Below are 18,101 nucleotides of genomic sequence, written 5' to 3'. Positions count from 1 at the left end.
CCACCCGATGATTCCTACAGCCTGCAGGCGCCGCGGAGTTCCGCGAACGCCCCCGCAAGCGCCTCGGTGGCTTCGTCGACTCCTCGCAAGGTCAGATCATCAGCGAGAACCGAGATGTTCAGCTGGTCGACATAGCTCCACACGGTGATGTTGACCCCACATCCTGGGGCCAACGGGCCCACCGAGTAGATCTCGTCCACACGAGCCCCGTCGAAGTGGCCATACGCGCGCGGGCCAGGGACGTTGGAAATCGGTAAGTTCATCAGGCGCCGGTCGGTGTCGTGTTGTGCGACCCACTGCAGTATCGGGCCGGCAACGGCAGGAGGTATATAGCCCATCAGCCGTCCATACAGCTCCGGGTCGAAGAGCTGCTGGGTCTGCTTTGCGCTGGTGGTGGACTCGGAGATGAGCCGCACGCGCTCCAGCGGGTCGTCGACGTGAACAGGTAAGGACACTGCCAAACCACCGATCTCGTTGCCCGTGATCCGGTCGGCCGAGTGGTCGGTGCTGAGCGGGATCGACGCGACGATCGGCACATCGGCAATTCCGTCGTAGCGCAACGACAACGTGCGCAAAGCTCCCGCCGCCATGGCAAGTACCACATCGTTGACAGTCACGCGCAGGTGTTTGGCGGTCTCCTTGACCTCTCCGAGCGGCAATGTCTCGCTGGCGAATCTTCGCACCGGCGAGATCACATGGTTGAGGAATGTTGCCGGCGCGTGCATCGGTCGAGCGAAGTGTTCCCGTTGATCGCCGCGCTGGTGGGAACGCCGGCGCAGCCGCCGGTAGCCGGATAGGGCGTCGCGAACGACGCTCGGCAACTCGGCCAGTTGACGGAGGTGGTCACGACCTGCGGCCGCCAACAACTCCCCCGACGACGGCGGCGCGCATGCTTCGACGGTGATCGGCTCGTCCGTCGCCGGCCGGTCCGCATCCATCAAGCGACCCATCAGGTTGGCCGACGCGATCCCGTCTGCCAACGCATGGTGCACCTTGCCGATCAGCACCCACCTCCCGTCCGCCAGACCGTCGGCGAAGTGGAATTCCCACAATGGATAGCGCCGGTCCAACGGTGTGCTCGCGATTTCGCCGATCACACGGTGCAGTTCGCGTCTGCCCCCGGGCTCGGGTATCCGGACACGGCGCAGGTGATAGTCGAGATCGACCTCGCAATTCTGGAGCCACATCGGGTGGTGCAGTCGCCATGGGATGTCCACGAGTTTGTATCGCAGGGGCTCGAGGAGGTGCAGACGTCGCTCGAGCGCATCACGAAACGCGTCGAACCCGGGGGGCGCGCCGCGGTCACCTGTTCCGAGGAAGGCGATCTTGAGCGTATGCGTGTGCACGTTGGGCGTCTCGCTGTAGAGCAGCAGGGCGTCCATGCCGTTCAGGCGCTTCACTGCTTACTCTCGCAGATCGTGAACACGGCGCACTTCGGCGGTCAGTCCTCAGGCAGCGGGTCGTACTCCACGTGCAGCGCCGTGAGGCCACGCATGATGAATGTCGGCTCGTACTCGTACTTTCGGTCCTCAGCGGGCCCGTGCATCTCTTCGGAGATGCGGATGTCGGTCATCCGATCCAAGATCCGATTGATCGCAATGCGAGCCTCGGCGCGAGCCAGTGGAGAGCCCGGGCAGGAGTGTGGCCCTCGTCCGAACGCCACATGCTCGCGCACATTGTTGCGGTCGTGGTTGAACTCGTGCGGATTCTCGAACTTGCGCGGATCGCGATTGCTCGCGCCGGGAAGCATCATCAGGATTGTGCCGGCCGGGATTTCGACGTCACCTATCGTGGTCGAGGTACGCGCCAACCGAAAATGACTCTTGACGGGGCTCTCCATTCGCAGGCACTCCTCGAGGAACGCCGGAATCTGTCCGCGGTCGCCGCGGAGTGACTGCTGAATGTCGGGACGCTCTCCGATCATTCGCATCGCGGTGCTGACGAGCTTGGTTGTCGTATCCGTACCGGCGGCGAAGAGGAACGTCGCGAGCTTGACGACGTCGTCGACCTCGGGCACCGACCCGTCGGGGTATGTCGCTGCCGCGAGCTCTGTCAGCACGTCCGCCCGCGGCTGTCGACGGCGGTCGCTGATGTAAGACGTGAACTTCTCGTCGAGCCACGCAAGAGGGTTGTGCGCCACGGTTCCGCCCTGGTTGCCCTCGACCTCACCGAGCGGTTCGGCGCCCATCATCTGCTTGAACTCTTGATGATCCTCGGTCGGCACGCCGAGCAGGTCGGCGACCACCAGCAGCGCCAGCGGCTTGGCGAATTCCTCCATGAATTCGCAAGAGCCGCGGTCGAGGACCTTGTCGAGTTGCTGATCGACGAGGCGCCACATGAAATCTTCGTTCTCGCTGAGCCGTTTCGGGGTGATCAGCTTGCTCAGGAGCCCCCGCGTCTTCTGGTGCGCCTCGCCGTCCATCGTCACGACATGTTCGGCCATCGGAATGGCGGCGCGGTGCTCCTCGATCTGAGCACTGATGTCGTCACCCTCCGGCGTGAACGGCAACGGCGGAAACGGCCCCGCCACCGCGACACACGACGACATCGCCGGGTCCTTGTACGCGGCGAGCGCCTCCTGATGACCCGTCACCGCCATCACGCCGTACGGCGTCGCGTACTGCACGGGGCACTTCGAGCGCAACTGGTCGAAATAGCCGTACGGATCGGGGACCAGCGACATGTCGGTGAAGTAGTCGACCGACTCCAAATCGCTCATTGCGTCTCCTCGCTCAAGGTCAGTGCGAACGTGTACTGAACAAACATTAGGTTACAGGCCGCGCCCTCGGCTGGGGGCGACGGTCACGCTGCCGACAGATCTCCTACTGCGGATCGAACAGCACGGGCACGGAGGTCGGCGAACGGAACACCTGACCGCGAATATGGGGGTCATCCGCGTCGGGGTCGAGCCGCAGGTTGGGCAGGCGGTCGAGCAGAAGGTTGATGGCAGTGCGCATCTCGAGGCGCGCGAGGTGCATCCCCAGGCAGACGTGCACACCGTGTCCCCAAGCCAAATGACTCTTCGCTGGACGGAAGATGTCGAACTTGTCCGGATCCGGATAACGGTCTTCCTGCCGCGTTGTGGACCCCAGCATCGGCATCACGGTTGCGCCGGCTGGGATCGCGACACCACCGAGCTCGGTGTCGCGGGTCGCCACGCGGGTGATCGTCAACAGCGGCGGCTCCCACCGCACACCCTCTTCGATCGCCTGCGGCAGCAGGGACCGATCGGCCTTGATCGCTTCGAGCTGGTCCCGATTCGACAACAGAGCGAACAGCAGGCTGCCCAACGACCGATAAGTCGTCTCGACACCGGCAGGCAACAGCAGCCGAAGGAAAGAGTAGATCTCCTCGTCCGCGAGCTTCTGCCCGTCGATCTCCGCCGCGGCGAGCGCGCTGATCAGGTCCTCCTTGGGTTCCGCGCGACGCGCTTCGAGAATCGGCGCGAAGTAGTCGCACAGGGCAGCTGAGGCCGCCAGTCCGCGTTCGGGATTCATGATCCAGCTCAGAAGCGAGATCGACCAGCGCTGGAATTGCGGGTAGTCCTCCTCCGGCAAGCCCAGCAGACCCGCGATGATCTGGCTGGGATAGTCGAAGGTGAACTCCTTGACCAGGTCCGCCTTGCCGTTGGCCGCGAACTTGTCGATCAAGCCGTTGGCCACGCGGCCGACCAATTCGTCTTGCCAGCGCGCCAACGCCTTCTGGGTGAAGGCCTTCTGCACCAGCGACCGCAGCCTGCCGTGGATCGGTTCGTCCATGCCGAGCATCACACCCTCGCCCAGCACCGGTCCGAACGCCGCGATGACGGCGGCCGAGGAGAACGTCTCGTTGTCCCGGAGCATCTGCTGGACGTCCTCATAGCGGTACACGATGAACATCGGCAGCGATTCCTCGTGGGGCAGTGCACCGGAGGTCTCCAGTCGCTGGACCGGTTCCTCACGCCGTATCCGCGCCAACTCGGTGTACGGATCACGCACGTCACCGGAGATCGCGTCGTCGAAGGATCCGAAATCCTCGAGATCGTTGAATAGCTGTTCCATTACTGCTCCTTGCTGCTGTTATTCCTGTTCGGACCGATGATCTTCGCGCTAGCGCTCATCGGCCGGGTAGGCAACGGACTTGACTTCCGTGTACTGGCTGAACCCCACGATCCCGTTCTGTCGGCCGACGCCGCTTTCCTTGTAACCACCGAACGGCGTGTCCGCGCCGTAGCCCGCGGTGCCGTTGAGGCCGATGAAACCCGCACGCAGTCGACGTGCGACCGCCAGCGAATGCTCGAGTGTTCCCGACATCACGTTGCCTGCGAGGCCGTAGACACTGTCGTTGGCGATCCGGATGGCGTCTTCTTCGTCCTCGTAGGGAAGGACGGCCAAGACGGGTCCGAAGATCTCCTCCTGGGCGATGGTCATCTTGTTGTCGACGTCGGTGAAAAGTGTTGGGCCGACCCAAAAGCCCTTGTCGAAGTCCCTCGGCGGCTCGGTGCTGCCCACGAGCATGGTCGCGCCCTCGTCGACGCCCTTCTGGATGTAGCCGAGGATGCGCGACTGCTGCTTGGCAGAGATCACCGGACCGCAGATCGTGCCCGGATCCTGGGGATCGCCGGCCTTGATGTTCTCGTAGATGCCTTGCAGGATCGCCACACCCTCGTCGTAACGGGACCGCGGCAGCAGCATCCGGGTCGGCGCCGCGCATCCCTGCCCCGCGTGCATCAGCGGACCGATGCCGATCAGGCAGGCCGTGTTGAAGTCTGCGTCCTCCAGCACGATGGTCGCCGACTTGCCGCCGAGTTCGAGGAACAGCCGCTTCATCGTGGCCGCACCCTTCTCCATGATGCGCTTGCCCACCACGGTCGATCCCGTGAAGGAGATCATGTCGACCTTCGGGGACAGCGTCAGTTCCTCGCCGACGAAGTGGTCGGAGGCGGTGACGACATTGACGACTCCCGGTGGGAAGTCGGTCTTCTCGGCGATGAGCCGGCCAAGCCGCGTCGCGTTGAACGGTGTGTTCGGAGCGGGCTTCAAGACGACCGTGTTGCCCGTCGCCAACGCCTGCCCCAGCTTGTTGAGCGTGACTTCGAACGGGAAGTTCCACGGCACGATGGCGCCGACCACCCCGACCGGCTCGTGCCACACCTTCCGGCGGGTGTTGACGCCGGTCACCGACACGACCTTGTCACCGAGATCGGTCTCCCACGGGAAAGTGTCGATCAACCTGGCCGGGTATTTCAGACCGTCCTCGAGCGGCGCATCCAAATGCGGGCCGTGCGTCACCGCGCGCGGCGCCCCGACCTCGCGGATGAGCTCCTCGCGCAACTCTTCGCGTTCGCTCTCGATCGCGTCGTGCAGTTGCAGGAGGCAGCGCTTGCGAAGCTCACGATTGGTCGACCAGTCCGTCTCGTCGAACGATCGGCGAGCGGCATCGATGGCACGGTTCATGTCGGCCTTCGAGGCGTCCGCGACCTCGCCGAGCACCTCTTCGTTGGCCGGGTTGATGTTGGTGAACGTTCCCGCCTCGCCGTCGACGAGCTTGCCGTCGATCATCATCCGCGACTCAAAGTCGACCTTCGCTGTGTCAGCCACTGTTCTCACTTTTCCTCTGTCGTTGTCTTGGCGGGAGAAAGCCGCATGGCGAGCGACGCCAGTCGCTGCAACACCGACTGTGGAAGCACGCGGGCCGCGAACACCATCACACGCTGCGCCGCTGTCAGCGGATACGCTCCGCCACGCATCGCGCCGTATCGTGGAATGCCCATCACGATCCGGGACACATGGTGCATACTCGCCGCGGGAAGGATACGGTTGAGCGTCAACAACATTGAGGCGTCCGGACCCACACCGCGGCGCTTGAACGAGCCCCGGTCGTCCAGTGCCTTGAGAAGTCCCTCGGTGAACTTCTCAGGGGGCCGCGCGAAACTGACCGCGAATCGTCCGCGGGTGTTCATGGTGTTGTGCAGCCGAGCGTAGGGGCCACCGAAGTCACGGTCATCGGTGGTGCCCGCGTCGGTGATGATGTCGGTGTCGTACGTTCCCGTCACCAGGATGGTGACGCCCAGGCCGAACGGCGCGATTTCACCTGCCATGGATTCACCCCACCGCTCCAGCGCACCCTTGGCCGCGGAGTACGGTGCGATGCCGGGTTGGCCGCGCACGCCGCCCGCACTGGAGACGAGCACTATGCGCCCCTGTCCGGCAGCCCGCATCGATGGCAACAGCGCCTTGGTGAGCGCCACCGGACCCATGACATGGGTGGTGAGCATGTTCTGCCACAAGTCCATGTCGGTTTCCTCGACCATTCCGGCGGCCGAGATTCCGGCATTGTGGACGAGTCCGTAGGGTGCGCCGACGGTCTCCTCGATTGTCTTGGCCGCGGCCGAGATCGACGCGGCATCCGTCAGGTCGAGTTGGACACCGATCAGTCGGTCGTCGTCAACCGCGGCACCGATTGCCTCGCGCAGCAACGGCATTCCGCGGTCCGGGGTGCGCATCGCCGCGACCACGCACCACCCCTCCCGACAGAGACGCACGGTCGACGCGAACCCGAGTCCGCGGGAGGCGCCGGTGATGACGACGGTGCGCGGGTCAGTCACAGTCCGCTCTTCGCGCAAGCGCTCATCGCCCATCCTGACCTTCCGTTGCACACCGGTTGCTCTTCGAACCCAGCTCGACGTCGGTGTTGCGGAACGGGCCCTGCTGCCAGGTGGACCATTTGCCTACCGAATACGGCCCCTCGGCTCCGTTCGCCCTGTAGTACCCTTGCGGGTCGTACACCTTGGCCTCGGGGTACGGCCACGGGCAGGCAACCGACGTCGCCAACCCGCTGGCCTTGATCGCCCAGAACCAACTGCCGTAGGCGAAGTAGGACACGTTGATGATCGCGAACATCACCAGAAACGTGCCGAGCACCGGCTTCTTCGGGAAGAGCTTCGCCTTTGCAGCGAGTTTCTCCGCCACCGACTTGCCCGTGTCGTCGCGGTAGACGAGTAGAGCCGCCGGAATCATCACGAAGGTCACCGACAGCGATTCCCAGATCAGCGGGAACTGGAACGTCGAACCCGGGAACAGCGTTCCGAAAGGGATTGCCTGCGAATAGATGTAGAGGCCCGTGCGCACCAAGCTGATCTCGAGAATGGCGTCGAAGATGAAGCCGATCACCAGTACCAGTGCGCCCAGGCTGACCAGCGGATGCCGGGCGACGAACGCCTCCGGACCGCGCTTGGCCTGCATCTTGCGCAGGATCCAGACCGCCGGGAAGTACGGGCCGAAGTAGAACAAGACATAGCCGAACACGATGAAGGGTTCAACCGTCGGCGACATCATGATCAGCAACCAGGATTCCGGCCAGTGCAGCAGCATCGGGTTGTACACCGCGTACGGCGACCAGTTCATGATCGGGTCCTGCCACACGATCAGCGTGGTGCACAAGACCATGAGCAGCACCGGACTGCCGGGGTTTCTGCGCCAGCCGACGATGAACATGACGGTGAACACCACGACGATGATCACGGCGCCGACCTGTGGGATGATCTGCCACTGGTCGAATGCGGTCAGGAACTCGACCGGACGGGGCCTGCCCTCGACGTTCGGGTTGGCGACGCGGGGGTCGACCTCGGTACGACCGACCGCGGCGAACAGGCCGAGAAAGCCGAGCCACGCGAGCAGCGCGATCACCCGGCCCCAGTTCGGCCCCTTACGCGTCGAATCAGCCGCTTTCGACTCGGCGTCCAGCGGTTTGGAGTCCTGCGTCGTCATGTCATTCCTCCCCGAATCGGTCGACCAGATGTGAGTTGATGCCGTCGGCGTCGAGCGTGCGCGCCACCAGATAGCCGGAACCCATCCAGGCGCGACGGGTCCACTTGCCCAGCGACACCCGGGTTCCCGGCGCACCCGATGCGGCCGGCAACATCTTGACCCGCTCCAAAGCCTCTTTGACGCCACGCGGGCTCAGCGGATGCGCATCGGTGAACGCGCGCACCAGGGTCGCGGCCACGTCACGGTTAACCACCGTCACGCAGAACTCGGGGCGACTGCCGTCGTACTTCTCGGCGTACCGGTCCAGGAAGTCCTGCCCGACGCGGTTTTCCTCGTCGTACTGATCGACGCCCACCCAACCCATGAACGCGTTCCACATGATCGGGTTGACCCACGCGTTCTGGAACGCGGTGGTGGTGAACCTCGGCGGGTCCCAGTCGAGTGCCTCCAGCGCCGGATTGATGAAGACGATCCCGAACCCGAAGCCGAGGTGCACGATGGCCTCGGCCTTGGCGTCGTGCAGCGTTTGCACGGCCGCATTGATGTCCTGTGCCGTCTGTGCGATCGATACCTCTGCAACTATCCGAATACCCTTGCGGGCGCACGCACTTCGGAGGTTCTTCAGGTAGCTCTCACCGATGAGGCTCTGCTCGACCAGAACGCCGATCTCGGTGAGTCCCCTCTTGGCGATGAGGTCGGCCAGGAAGATCGGCTCATCGGTCATCGAGCCCTGGGGGAATGCGAAGGTCCATTCACCCAGCCAGTCGTCGGTGCCCGTGACGCTGATGGCCGGCACCTTGAAGCGCTCTTCGATCACCTCGCGCAGCGGCACGCAGTTGTCGGTGATGTTGGGACCGAACACCACCAGGCAGCCCTCGTCGACGAGTTCACCGTAGGCATCTATAACCGCCTTGACGGAACCCTTTGGCAGGCCCTCCACCTCGCGGTAGATCATCTTCACAGGGCGGTCCATCAGACCCTGCTCGAGGGCCTCTTCGAAGATGAGGTCGAAGCACTGGGTGAACGAGGCGAACAACTCCTCGGGGAAGCCGGGCGGCAGGGTGAAGTCCATCAAATAGCCGACCTTGATCGGCTCTGCAGTGCTCTCGTAGGACATGTGACCTCCGTGAGGATGGGCTGTGGATCGGCCGCCGGGTCGACGCGACCTAATATTTGTTCAGACCCTAGCCGTCGCTGCCGAGGAACGTCAATGATCGGATGGGCTCGGTTCGCCCAGGTAGACGTCGATCATCTCGTTCAGGCCGCGCCCGACCGACACGTCGTCGGTGAGTGGCCCGGCGATCGCCGCCCTCGCCGCGTCACGCGCGGTCAGGCCCTCGGCGATCAATCTGCCTGCGGCGATGAGCACGCGGGTCGACGCGACTTCGCGCAGTCCCCCCGTTTCCAGTCGGCGGATGGCCTGACCGAACCGCACGAGTTCGGCAGCAGTGGCAGGCTCGACGCCCGCCTCGTGGGCGACGATGCCCTCCTCCACGTCGGGCGCGGGGAAGCCGAACTCGATGGCGACCATACGCTGCCGAGTGGAGTCCTTCAGATCCTTCAGGACGCTCTGATAGCCGGGGTTGTACGACACGACGAGACCGAACCCCGGTGCCGCGTCGAGCGTTACGCCAAGCCGCTCGATCGGCAGTTGCCGCCGGTAATCGGCGAGGGGGTGCAGCACCACGGTCGTGTCCTGCCGCGCTTCGACGACCTCGTCGAGGTAGCAGATCGCCCCTTCACGCACGGCCCGCGTCAAGGGGCCGTCGACCCAGACGGTCTCGTCCCCCTGCAGCAGGTACCGGCCGACCAGGTCGGCCGTGGTGAGATCGTCATGACAGGCCACTGTGATCAGCTGTCTGCCGAGGTCGTGGGCCATCGCCTCGACGAATCGGGTCTTGCCGCACCCCGTCGGGCCCTTCAGGACCAGCGACAAGCCCTGGTGGTACGCGGCCTTGAAGACCGCCTCCTCGTTGCCCACCGGCCGGTAGTACGGGCGCGAGGACTCGACCTGCGGCATCACACCATTCTGATACGCCACCCCTGGCTCGTTCGCCATTGCGTTCCTTTCCTCCGCCGCCTCGCCGAGGCTGCTTGAATAACGTCGCCGTGTCGACGAGCTCGGTATATCAACGGCGTTCTGCGACTTGATATCAGCGCGGTGACCCTCGCTTGTCATGCCACCCTCCGCTTCACTTCCGCGGATCGCAACGCCGAGCGGAACAGCGGGCCGACGATGCCGGTCAGCAACTCAGGTTGGCCGATCGTCGCGTGCGCGGCACTTCCGAATACCCGACGCAGCGATGTCACATCGGTGCCCGCACCCACGGTCAGGCACACGCAGCCCGTACCCCGGCGACGAGCTTCGGTCAGCGCTCGGCGAGCGTCGGCGGCGCCATACGCACGTTCGTAGCCGTGGTCGTAGGCCAATCCGTCGGACAGCACGACCAACAGGCGCCGTGACGTGCCTCCCCGCGCCTCCAAGACTGCCGAGCCGTGCCGGATGGCCGCGCCCAGTCGCGAGTACGCGCCCGGTTCCAGACTGTTCAAGCGCTTGATGACGATCGCGTCGAGGTGGTCGTCGAACCGCTTGACGGGCACCAGGCTCACCGCGGTGCGTCCCTGCGAGTAGTAGGCGTACAGCGCCACCCTGTCGCCGAGGTCGTGCAATGCGACCGTGAGGTTGGCGATCGCGGTCCGCTGCTGCTGGTGCACCGTGCGCCCGAGCGTCCCGGGTTCGGCCGTCGAGCCCGAGATGTCCAGCAGGAGCAGCACCGACAGATCGCGGCGGCGCCGAAGGCTGTCGAGATAGACGGCCTCGTCGGGCACCGAACCGGCCCGCACCTCCACGCGTGCCTCCACCGCGGCATCGATGTCGATGTCGTCGCCCTGCGACTGCCGATGACGACGATGTAGGCCCATCCCCAACCGCGCAAGCGGCCTCCGCACCCCGATCGCGGCATCGATCGCCTGCGGGGCCGATGCCTTGATCGTCGGCTCGACCTCCCGGACGGTGCACCAGTCCGGCCGATAGCTCTTGCGACCGGCATCCCATTCGGGGTACGTGAACCCGCGGGATTCGATGTCGGCGACCTCCTCGGAGGACACCGACGCCGTCGACGAGACCGCGTAGGCGCCACGGTTGGCGGAATTGGTGCGATGCGACGGCGAGTCGGCACCGGGTGGTCCGTCGCTCTCCTCCGACTTCCTGGCCGACGACAGAAGCTTCTTCAGCCACTTGCCGATGAAGCCCCCGCCGCCGACGGGGCTGGTGAACAGGTCCGGATCGTCGCTGTCGTCGACCTCGTCGTCATCGAGTTCCTCGAGCTCGAATTCGCTCTCCCGACGCGGAACGTGTCCCGGCGCCTCGTGGTCGACCTGGGCCGCGGATCGGCTGCCGGCGGCGATCACCTTCTTGGCGCGAATGGCACCGAACGCTTCCGGCGCATCGTCGACGGCCTGCTTACCGGACGCGATCGTCAACGATGCGGCGGGTGAATCGCTGCGTTCCGCCAATCCCCGGTCAGCGAGGCTGGCGAGGCTGCCCGGCAGCAGGTCGGCGTTTGCGACGAGCGCGCGATGCCCCTCGACCGCCAGGTAGCGTCGTGCTGTCCTCGAGTGCCGCACCAAGGGTCCCACCCACTCGGGGTCGAGGCTGCCCGCCGCGATCAGCGACGCCTGCACGGCCACGGACTGCAGGTGAGTCCGTGCCGACGCGGAAGGATCGACGAAAATCGTCTGTCCGTCGGTCCATGCAAGCGTGCCGGCGTTCAGCGGCGCCACGGCAACCGGCTGCCCTGCGAGCGCAGACGCAAGCATGCTCAGCCCTTCGAAGCGGCCCTCATCAGCGCCGTCAGCCACCCGCCACCTCCGCACCATTGCGATGTTGACCAAATATCTGTTCCACCGTAGAGTTTGGTCGCACTGGAAGTCAATTGACTCGCAGAACTCCGGGAGCCGGAAAGTGGTGCGCTGGAGGTCTCACGAGAGTCGCACAGCGAATAGGCAAGGAGCGCAACATGATCGATTTCACCGATCGTGTCGCGATCGTCACCGGCGCCGGCCGCGGGCTGGGCAGGCTCTATGCCCTCGACCTGGCGCGCCGTGGCGCAGCGGTCGTCGTCAACGATCTCGGCGGCAGCATGCGTGGCGACGGCGCGGACTCCAGCGTGGCCGACGAGGTTGTCGACGAGATCACGCAGGCGGGCGGTAAGGCCGTCGCCTCGTACGACTCCGTCGACAGCCCCGAAGGCGGTCGGGCGATCGTCGATACCGCCGTCGATGCGTTCGGACGACTCGACGCGGTGGTGAGCAACGCCGGCATCTTCGGGTCCGTTGGATTCGAGGATCTCACCGCCGACGAGTGGAACCGCATGCTGCGGGTCCATCTCAACGGCGGATTTCACCTCAGTCAGCCCGCCTTTCGAGTCATGAAGGGCAATGACGGTGGCGGCAGATTCGTCTTCATCTCGTCGTCGGCGGGCATCTTCGGCCAGCCGATGGAGGCACACTACGCCGCCGCCAAGGCAGGACTGGTCGGTCTGACGAACGTGATAGCGATCGAAGGTGAGGCCCATGGAATACTCGCCAATTCGGTGATGCCGACCGGGTTTTCGCGGATGGTCACCGAGACCGTCGGCGACGAGAAGTTTCTCGCCGAGTCGGGTTTCATGCGCGCCATCCGGCCAGAGCTCGTCGTACCTCTGGTGACATTCCTCGCCAGCGCGGCATGCTCGGTGACCCATCGCAATTACTCGGCCTGCGCCGGGCGGTATGCCAGGGTGTTCGTCGGACTCAGCGAGGGATGGCTGTCCGACACGGACTCCGAGCCGACCGCAGAGGACATTGCGGCGCATCTCGACCAGATTTCAGCCACCGACAAGTTCATCGTTCCCGCGTCGATCGTCGACGAAGTACTGGAAGTCTGCGATCGGCGTGGAATCAGCGCGATGCCCGACAACGCCGAGGTTGCCTTCCCCGAGCCACAGCAGCGCTAGGAGCCGGCGTGGACGTTGACCATCTGCTCACCACCACGAGGTCAGCGCGAAAATCGCTGGATCTGGCCGCACCGGTGGATATGGCGGTGATCCGCGACTGTCTGCGGATCGGCCTGCACGCCGCCAACGGGTCGAACCAGCAGTCGTGGCGCTGGTTGATCATCACCGACCGCGGCATGCGCGAGTCGATCGCCGGTCTGTACCGCGACGCGTACCTCGCGAAAGTCGGTGGCCGGCCGATCGCCGATCTGCTTCCCGACGGCACACCGGAACGCAGGTTGATGTCGTCGACCGAGTGGCTCGTCGAGCACATGGCCCAGGTGCCCGTACTGGTCATCCCGTGCTACGAGTCATCGATGCCGCGCGCCGAGGGTGACGAATCCTTCTACCATGCAACGCTATACGGCTCCATCTTTCCGTCCGTCTGGAACTTTGCGCTCGCGTTGCGCACCCGCGGCTACGGAACCTGCGTCACAACCCTGCACCTGCTCGAGGAGAAAGCGGTGCGAGATCTGCTGGGGATACCAGACTCGTATGTGCAGGGATGCCTGCTCCCGGTCGCTCGACTACGGCATGGCTGGGGCACCCGGCCCGCGAGCCGTCGCCCGCTGGAGGAAGTGATAGCCATCAACGGATTCGAACCCGAGGGGACCCGATGACGACCGACTCCGACTTGCGCGATCAGGTCAGGCGGCTGACCGATCGTGCCGAGATCATCGACTGCCTTCAGCGTTACGCCCGCGGCATGGATCGACGCGACCGGGAACTGCTGCGGTCGGCCTACCACGATGACGCGGTCGACGATCACGTCGGATTCGTCGGTCCGGTGGAGGACTTCATCGACTGGGCGTTCGCCTATCACTCGACCCAGACGCGGTATCAGCACTACCTGTTGAACCACACCGCGGAACTCGACGGCGATGAGGCGCATGCGGAAACCTACTACCTCTTTGTGGGCACCGACCGGGAACCCGCCGACCACCTGACCCTGTCGGGCGGTCGCTACGTCGATCGGCTCGAACGCCGGGACGGCCGGTGGGCGATCGTCGACCGGGTGTGCATCGTCGAGTGGAATGCCGAATCGACGTCGCTGATCACCGACGAGATCCTGGCGATGCTCACCGACATCAAGGGCGCCGCGCACGACCGCAGCGACCCTTCCTACCTGCGTCCGCTAATCGCGACCCGCTCTCCGGCGAACCGGTAGCCCGCTCGGGAGCGCGACGATCGTCGCACCGTCCTGTGCGGTCAGCGGTTCTGCGGTCAGTGACGAAGACCGCCGAACCGTGGAATACCCATCATCAGTCGAATCATGTGATGCATGGCGACCGAGGGCAAGAACCGGTTGGCCAGCATCAGCATCCGTGCGTCGGGTCCGACGGACCGCCGGACGAACGGCCGGTCGCTGTCGAGCGCCTTGGCGAGGCCGGCCGCGAAGAGGGCGGGCGGCCGTGCCGCGAGCTTCATTGCGGCGCGTCCACGTTTGTCCATCGTGCTGTGGTGCCGGGCATACGGGCCCGTCAGATCCCGACAGTCGGTCGTACCCGCGTCGGTGATGCTGTCGGTGTCGTAGGTGCCGGTGACCAGGATCGTGACGCCGATCCCGAAGGGCGTGACCTCTGCAGCCAATGCCTCGCCCCATCGCTCGAGTGCCCCTTTGACCGCCGAATAGTGCGACGTCGCGGGCATCCCACGAACGCCACTCTCGCTGGACACCAGGACGATGCGACCGCGGCCGGCGGCCCGCATCGGCGGAAGCAACGCCTTGGTCAGCGCCACCGGGCCGAAGACGTTCGTGGCGAACATGCGCTCCCACAGATCGATCGGGGTCTCTTCGACCATTCCGGCCGCCGTGATGCCTGCGTTGTGCACCAGACCGAACGGCGCCCCGACCGCAGCCACGATCGACTCGGCGGCCGCATCGACCGATGCGGGATCGGTGAGATCGAGGCGAACGCCGATCAACCGGGGGTCATCGGAGTCGGCGCCGGTTGCGGCCCGCAGATTCGCCATCCCGGTGTCGACGGAACGCATCGCGCCGACGACCGTCCATCCCGCACGGTATAGGTGCGCGGCGGAGGCAAGACCGAGTCCGCGTGAAGCACCGGTGATCACGACGCTCCGCGGGGGTGTCATCGGTTACTCCTCGCCGAAGCGAGCGACGAGTCGCGCGTTGACGCCGCCGGGCCCGAGCTCGATTGGTTCGGCCGTGCTTTCGTAGGACATCAACCCTCCGGCGCCACCCACCTAACTTTTGGTCTGACCGGGAACCGTAGCCTCCGCCTGCAGGCGTGTCAACGAGGCGTTCAAATCCAGCCGATCGTGGCTGTTTGACCAAATACTTGTTCCGTTCTAGCGTGGGCAACACACTCAGCCCAACCCACTGCGGAGGCCCGGTAATGAACATGAACGACTTTGTCCTCGTTTCGGTCGACGATCACCTCGTCGAACCGCCGGACATGTTCGAGGGACACATTCCCGAAAAGTACAAGGACGATGTTCCGAAGCTGATCCAGCGCGAAGACGGCACCGACGCTTGGGTTTTCGAGGGACAGGAAGCCACGAATGTCGGGCTGAATGCCGTTGCCGGCCGCCCGCCGGACGAGTACGGGGCCGAGCCGACCAAGCTCTCGGAGATTCGCGAGGGTTGTTACAACATCCATGAGCGGATTCGCGACATGAATGCCAATGGCGTGGCCGCGGCGTTGAACTTCCCCTCGTACCCGCAATTCTGCGGCCAGTACTTCGCCCGCGCGCAGGACAAAGCGCTCGGCCTGGCGGTGCTGCGCGCCTACAACGACTGACACATCGACGAGTGGTGCGGCGCATATCCCGGCCGGATGATCCCGCAGGCGCTGCCCCCGATCTGGGATCCAGAGTTGATGGCCGAGGAGGTGCACCGGGTGGCGAGGAAAGGCTGCCATGCCGTCACGTTCTCCGAGAACCCCACCAAGATCGAATACCCCTCATTGCACGACCCGCACTGGGATCCGTTCTGGCAGGCATGCAGCGATGAGAACACCGTTGTGAACCTGCACATCGGATCTTCCTCGAGCGTCACGATCACCTCGATCGACGCTCCGGTGGACACCATGATCACCTTGCAGCCGATGAGTATCGTGCAGGCCGCGGCCGACCTGGTCTGGTCGCCGGTACTGCGCAGATTCCCCGATCTGACGTTCGCCCTGTCCGAGGGCGGAATCGGCTGGGTGCCCTATTTTCTCGAGCGGATCGATCGTGTCTACACGATGCACCGGGCTTGGACGCACCAGGATTTCGGCGACATGCTGCCGAGCGAGGTATTTCTCGACAGAGTCGCGCTGTGTTTCATCGACGACGAGTTCGGTGTCGCGAACCGCGACAAGCTGAACCTCGACATGATCACGTGGGAATGCGACTATCCGCATTCCGACTCCACGTGGCCGCTCGCACCTGAGACCCTCGACATCTACCTCGACGGGCTGCCTGAAGGCGAGATCGACAAGATCACCCACGAGAACGCGATGCGCCTGTACTCGTTCGACATGTTCTCCCACGTGCCGAAGCAGGAACTGACCGTCGGCGCCCTGCGGGCCCAGGCCGCAGACGTCGACCTCGGTATCCGCTCCTCGGAGCGGTTGAAGAAGACCGGCAACGTCCCGGTCACGGTGCTCGACCTCGCCGCCAAGCTGCCGTCTTAGCCACGGCGATCCCATCGGACCCGTGGGGTCCGAAACGCCCTGCATCTCCTCGAAATCAGCACTCACGAACTGGCGGAACCGGCCCTCCTTTCACACCATTGAGTCGATTCGTTGACGACTGTGGTGCGCAAGTTGACCCGTCACCAGACACAAGGAAGACAACCCCACTCTCGTTCAAGCCTTGCTGGCAATGTGCCCTCCAACTGGGGCTTGTCCGAGCCTTGGCTCTTGTAGACGCGTCCGTGACACGTCACTGCGCGGCGTCATGTTGCGCCTGAGGTGGGCTACCCGACGATGACCGGGAGCCTTCCCCACCCCCGCACGCTCGACGTATGCGCCATGGCCGCGTTCTCGTAGTCGACCTCCCACTCCTGCCAGCGGCGCAGCACCTCTTCGGTTGCGACCCTGGCCTGCATCCGGGCCAACGACGAGCCGAGACAGAAGTGCAGTCCCTGCCCGAACGACAGATGCGATCCGGTGCGATGAATGTCGAAACTCTCAGCGTTGAGGTAGTGCCGCTCATCCCGGTTGGCAGAACCGTTGAGCAACAACATCACCGAACCTTCGGCGATTCGGCGGCCGTGGCATTCGACCTCTCGCGCGACGTGGCGCGCCTGCACAGGCGACGGCGCCTGGAAGCGCAGCACCTCCTCGATCGCCCCGGGAATCAACGAGAAGTCCTCGACGAGTTCGCGACGCTGGTCGGGATGCTCGGCGAGCAGCTGACCGATGAAGCCGATGAGTCGCGTCGTCGTCTCGTTGCCCGCACCGGCGATCATGCTGGTGTAGGTGAGCACTTCGATCCGCGTCAGCGGCCGAAGTCGCCCGTCCTCCTCGATCTCGGCGTTGAGCAGCTGGGTCATCAGATCGTCCGAGGGATGGTCGGCGCGCCATTCGATGTAGTCGGCGAATAGTTGATAGGCGTTCTCGAAGGTTGCGGCCGACACCGATTGAAAACTGCCGTCTTTGAGTCCGATCGCCGCGTCGGTGTTGTCGCGGATCTGCTGCTGACCCTCTTCGGGAATACCGAGCAAATAGCCGATGGTCCGCATGGGGATCAACGCCGCGAAGTCGGTGATGAAGTCGAAACTCGGGGAGCCTGCCAGTGAATCGAGTGCGCGCACGCAGAATTGGCGCGTCAGCGGTTCGATGGCCTCCATCCGCCGAGGCGTGAAAACTCGGGACAGCACGCGCCGATGGAGGTCGTGCAGCGGCGGATCCTCGAACAGGATGACCCCCGGAGGGACATCGACACCGCTCATGATGACGTCGATCGTCGTGCCACGGCCGGACCGGTAGGTGTCCCAGTTGGAAAGTCCCCGTACGACGTCCTCGTAGCGGCTCAGGGCATAGAAGCCGTACTTCTCGTTGTGATAGAGCGGGGCCTCGTCCCTCATGCGTTTCCAGACGGGGTACGGGTCGTCGTCGATCTCGAAGTCGAACGGGTCGTAGTACAGGTCGACGGTGTTCGCACCGGTCATTCGCTGCTCCCCTTGCCTGCCATCCGATCGTTGACCGCGGCACCGACGCGCTTCAGATCGGTGCGCGCCGCGATCGCCGAGCCCAACATCAACGGTGCGGGCAGATACCCGTCCGCCGCCGCATACAGTGCCGTGGTCGACGCGCCGAACGCCGGTGCGCGCATGTCGAACCGAATCGAGAACATCGTCGGCTCC

The 18,101-nt window shown here is 64.6% G+C and carries 14 protein-coding genes and 2 pseudogenes; 4 read left to right on the top strand and 12 right to left on the bottom strand.

Features of this window, described 5'->3' with window-relative positions; translation table 11 throughout:
• Positions 1-14: 14 nt before the first annotated feature.
• The 9 genes from ABGB19_RS03145 to ABGB19_RS03105 form a co-directional block, all read right to left on the bottom strand.
• Entirely contained in the window at positions 15-1,400 is a 1,386-nt protein-coding gene (locus ABGB19_RS03145) for a wax ester/triacylglycerol synthase family O-acyltransferase (protein ID WP_347683874.1), read from the bottom strand.
• Positions 1,401-1,441: 41 nt separating this feature from the next.
• Entirely contained in the window at positions 1,442-2,719 is a 1,278-nt protein-coding gene (locus tag ABGB19_RS03140; protein WP_347683872.1) for a cytochrome P450, read from the bottom strand.
• A gap of 103 nt (positions 2,720-2,822) precedes the next feature.
• Positions 2,823-4,040 (bottom strand): cytochrome P450, encoded by a 1,218-nt coding sequence (locus ABGB19_RS03135; protein WP_347683870.1) that lies wholly within the window; start codon positions 4,038-4,040, stop codon positions 2,823-2,825.
• A gap of 48 nt (positions 4,041-4,088) precedes the next feature.
• Complete coding sequence (locus ABGB19_RS03130) at positions 4,089-5,579, bottom strand: aldehyde dehydrogenase family protein (RefSeq protein WP_347683868.1); 1,491 nt, start codon at positions 5,577-5,579, stop codon at positions 4,089-4,091.
• Between the two features lie 5 nt (positions 5,580-5,584).
• A complete protein-coding gene (locus tag ABGB19_RS03125) occupies positions 5,585-6,586 on the bottom strand; it encodes an SDR family oxidoreductase (RefSeq protein ID WP_347683865.1) in 1,002 nt (333 codons plus the stop codon).
• Positions 6,587-6,608: 22 nt separating this feature from the next.
• Positions 6,609-7,748, bottom strand: coding sequence for a spirocyclase AveC family protein (locus ABGB19_RS03120; protein WP_347683863.1), 1,140 nt, complete (start codon positions 7,746-7,748; stop codon positions 6,609-6,611).
• A gap of 1 nt (position 7,749) precedes the next feature.
• The gene (locus tag ABGB19_RS03115; protein WP_347683861.1) at positions 7,750-8,865 is read right to left on the bottom strand and encodes an ABC transporter substrate-binding protein; all 1,116 of its coding nucleotides are present in this window, start codon (positions 8,863-8,865) and stop codon (positions 7,750-7,752) included.
• A gap of 90 nt (positions 8,866-8,955) precedes the next feature.
• Positions 8,956-9,807 carry an AAA family ATPase gene (locus ABGB19_RS03110; RefSeq protein ID WP_347684696.1) on the bottom strand — a complete coding sequence of 284 codons (852 nt, stop codon included), beginning with the start codon at positions 9,805-9,807 and terminating at the stop codon, positions 8,956-8,958.
• A gap of 116 nt (positions 9,808-9,923) precedes the next feature.
• The gene (locus tag ABGB19_RS03105; RefSeq protein WP_347683859.1) at positions 9,924-11,627 is read right to left on the bottom strand and encodes a VWA domain-containing protein; all 1,704 of its coding nucleotides are present in this window, start codon (positions 11,625-11,627) and stop codon (positions 9,924-9,926) included.
• Between the two features lie 140 nt (positions 11,628-11,767).
• On the opposite strand from ABGB19_RS03105, the gene ABGB19_RS03100 reads away from it, so the two are divergent.
• The 3 genes from ABGB19_RS03100 to ABGB19_RS03090 are packed head-to-tail and all read left to right on the top strand — an operon-like array spanning position 11,768 to position 13,952.
• Positions 11,768-12,745: an SDR family NAD(P)-dependent oxidoreductase gene (locus ABGB19_RS03100; protein ID WP_347683857.1), complete on the top strand. Its 978-nt coding sequence runs from the start codon at positions 11,768-11,770 to the stop codon at positions 12,743-12,745.
• Positions 12,746-12,753: 8 nt separating this feature from the next.
• On the top strand, positions 12,754-13,404 hold the full coding sequence (locus ABGB19_RS03095; protein WP_347683855.1) for a nitroreductase family protein: 651 nt from the start codon (positions 12,754-12,756) through the stop codon (positions 13,402-13,404).
• Positions 13,401-13,952, top strand: coding sequence for a nuclear transport factor 2 family protein (locus ABGB19_RS03090; RefSeq protein ID WP_347683853.1), 552 nt, complete (start codon positions 13,401-13,403; stop codon positions 13,950-13,952). The genes ABGB19_RS03095 and ABGB19_RS03090 overlap by 4 nt, the downstream gene beginning before the upstream one ends.
• 56 nt (positions 13,953-14,008) lie before the next feature.
• Here ABGB19_RS03090 and ABGB19_RS03085 read toward each other — a convergent pair whose 3' ends face one another.
• Entirely contained in the window at positions 14,009-14,881 is an 873-nt protein-coding gene (locus ABGB19_RS03085; RefSeq protein ID WP_347683851.1) for an SDR family oxidoreductase, read from the bottom strand.
• Between the two features lie 263 nt (positions 14,882-15,144).
• Here ABGB19_RS03085 and ABGB19_RS03080 point away from each other — a divergent pair.
• Positions 15,145-16,425 (top strand): annotated as a pseudogene (locus ABGB19_RS03080) (amidohydrolase family protein).
• A gap of 284 nt (positions 16,426-16,709) precedes the next feature.
• On the opposite strand, the gene ABGB19_RS03075 reads toward ABGB19_RS03080, so the two are convergent.
• Positions 16,710-17,906 carry a cytochrome P450 gene (locus ABGB19_RS03075; RefSeq protein ID WP_347683849.1) on the bottom strand — a complete coding sequence of 399 codons (1,197 nt, stop codon included), beginning with the start codon at positions 17,904-17,906 and terminating at the stop codon, positions 16,710-16,712.
• A 56-nt stretch (positions 17,907-17,962) separates the two neighbouring features.
• A pseudogene (locus ABGB19_RS03070) lies at positions 17,963-18,091 on the bottom strand (LLM class flavin-dependent oxidoreductase); the annotation flags it as partial.
• Between the last annotated feature and the right edge of the window lie 10 nt (positions 18,092-18,101).

The organism is Mycobacterium sp. B14F4, from assembly GCF_039871645.1.
Lineage (GTDB): Bacteria > Actinomycetota > Actinomycetes > Mycobacteriales > Mycobacteriaceae > Mycobacterium.
Note: the sequence above shows the minus strand (reverse complement) of the source record. Positions and strands in the feature narration are given on the sequence as shown.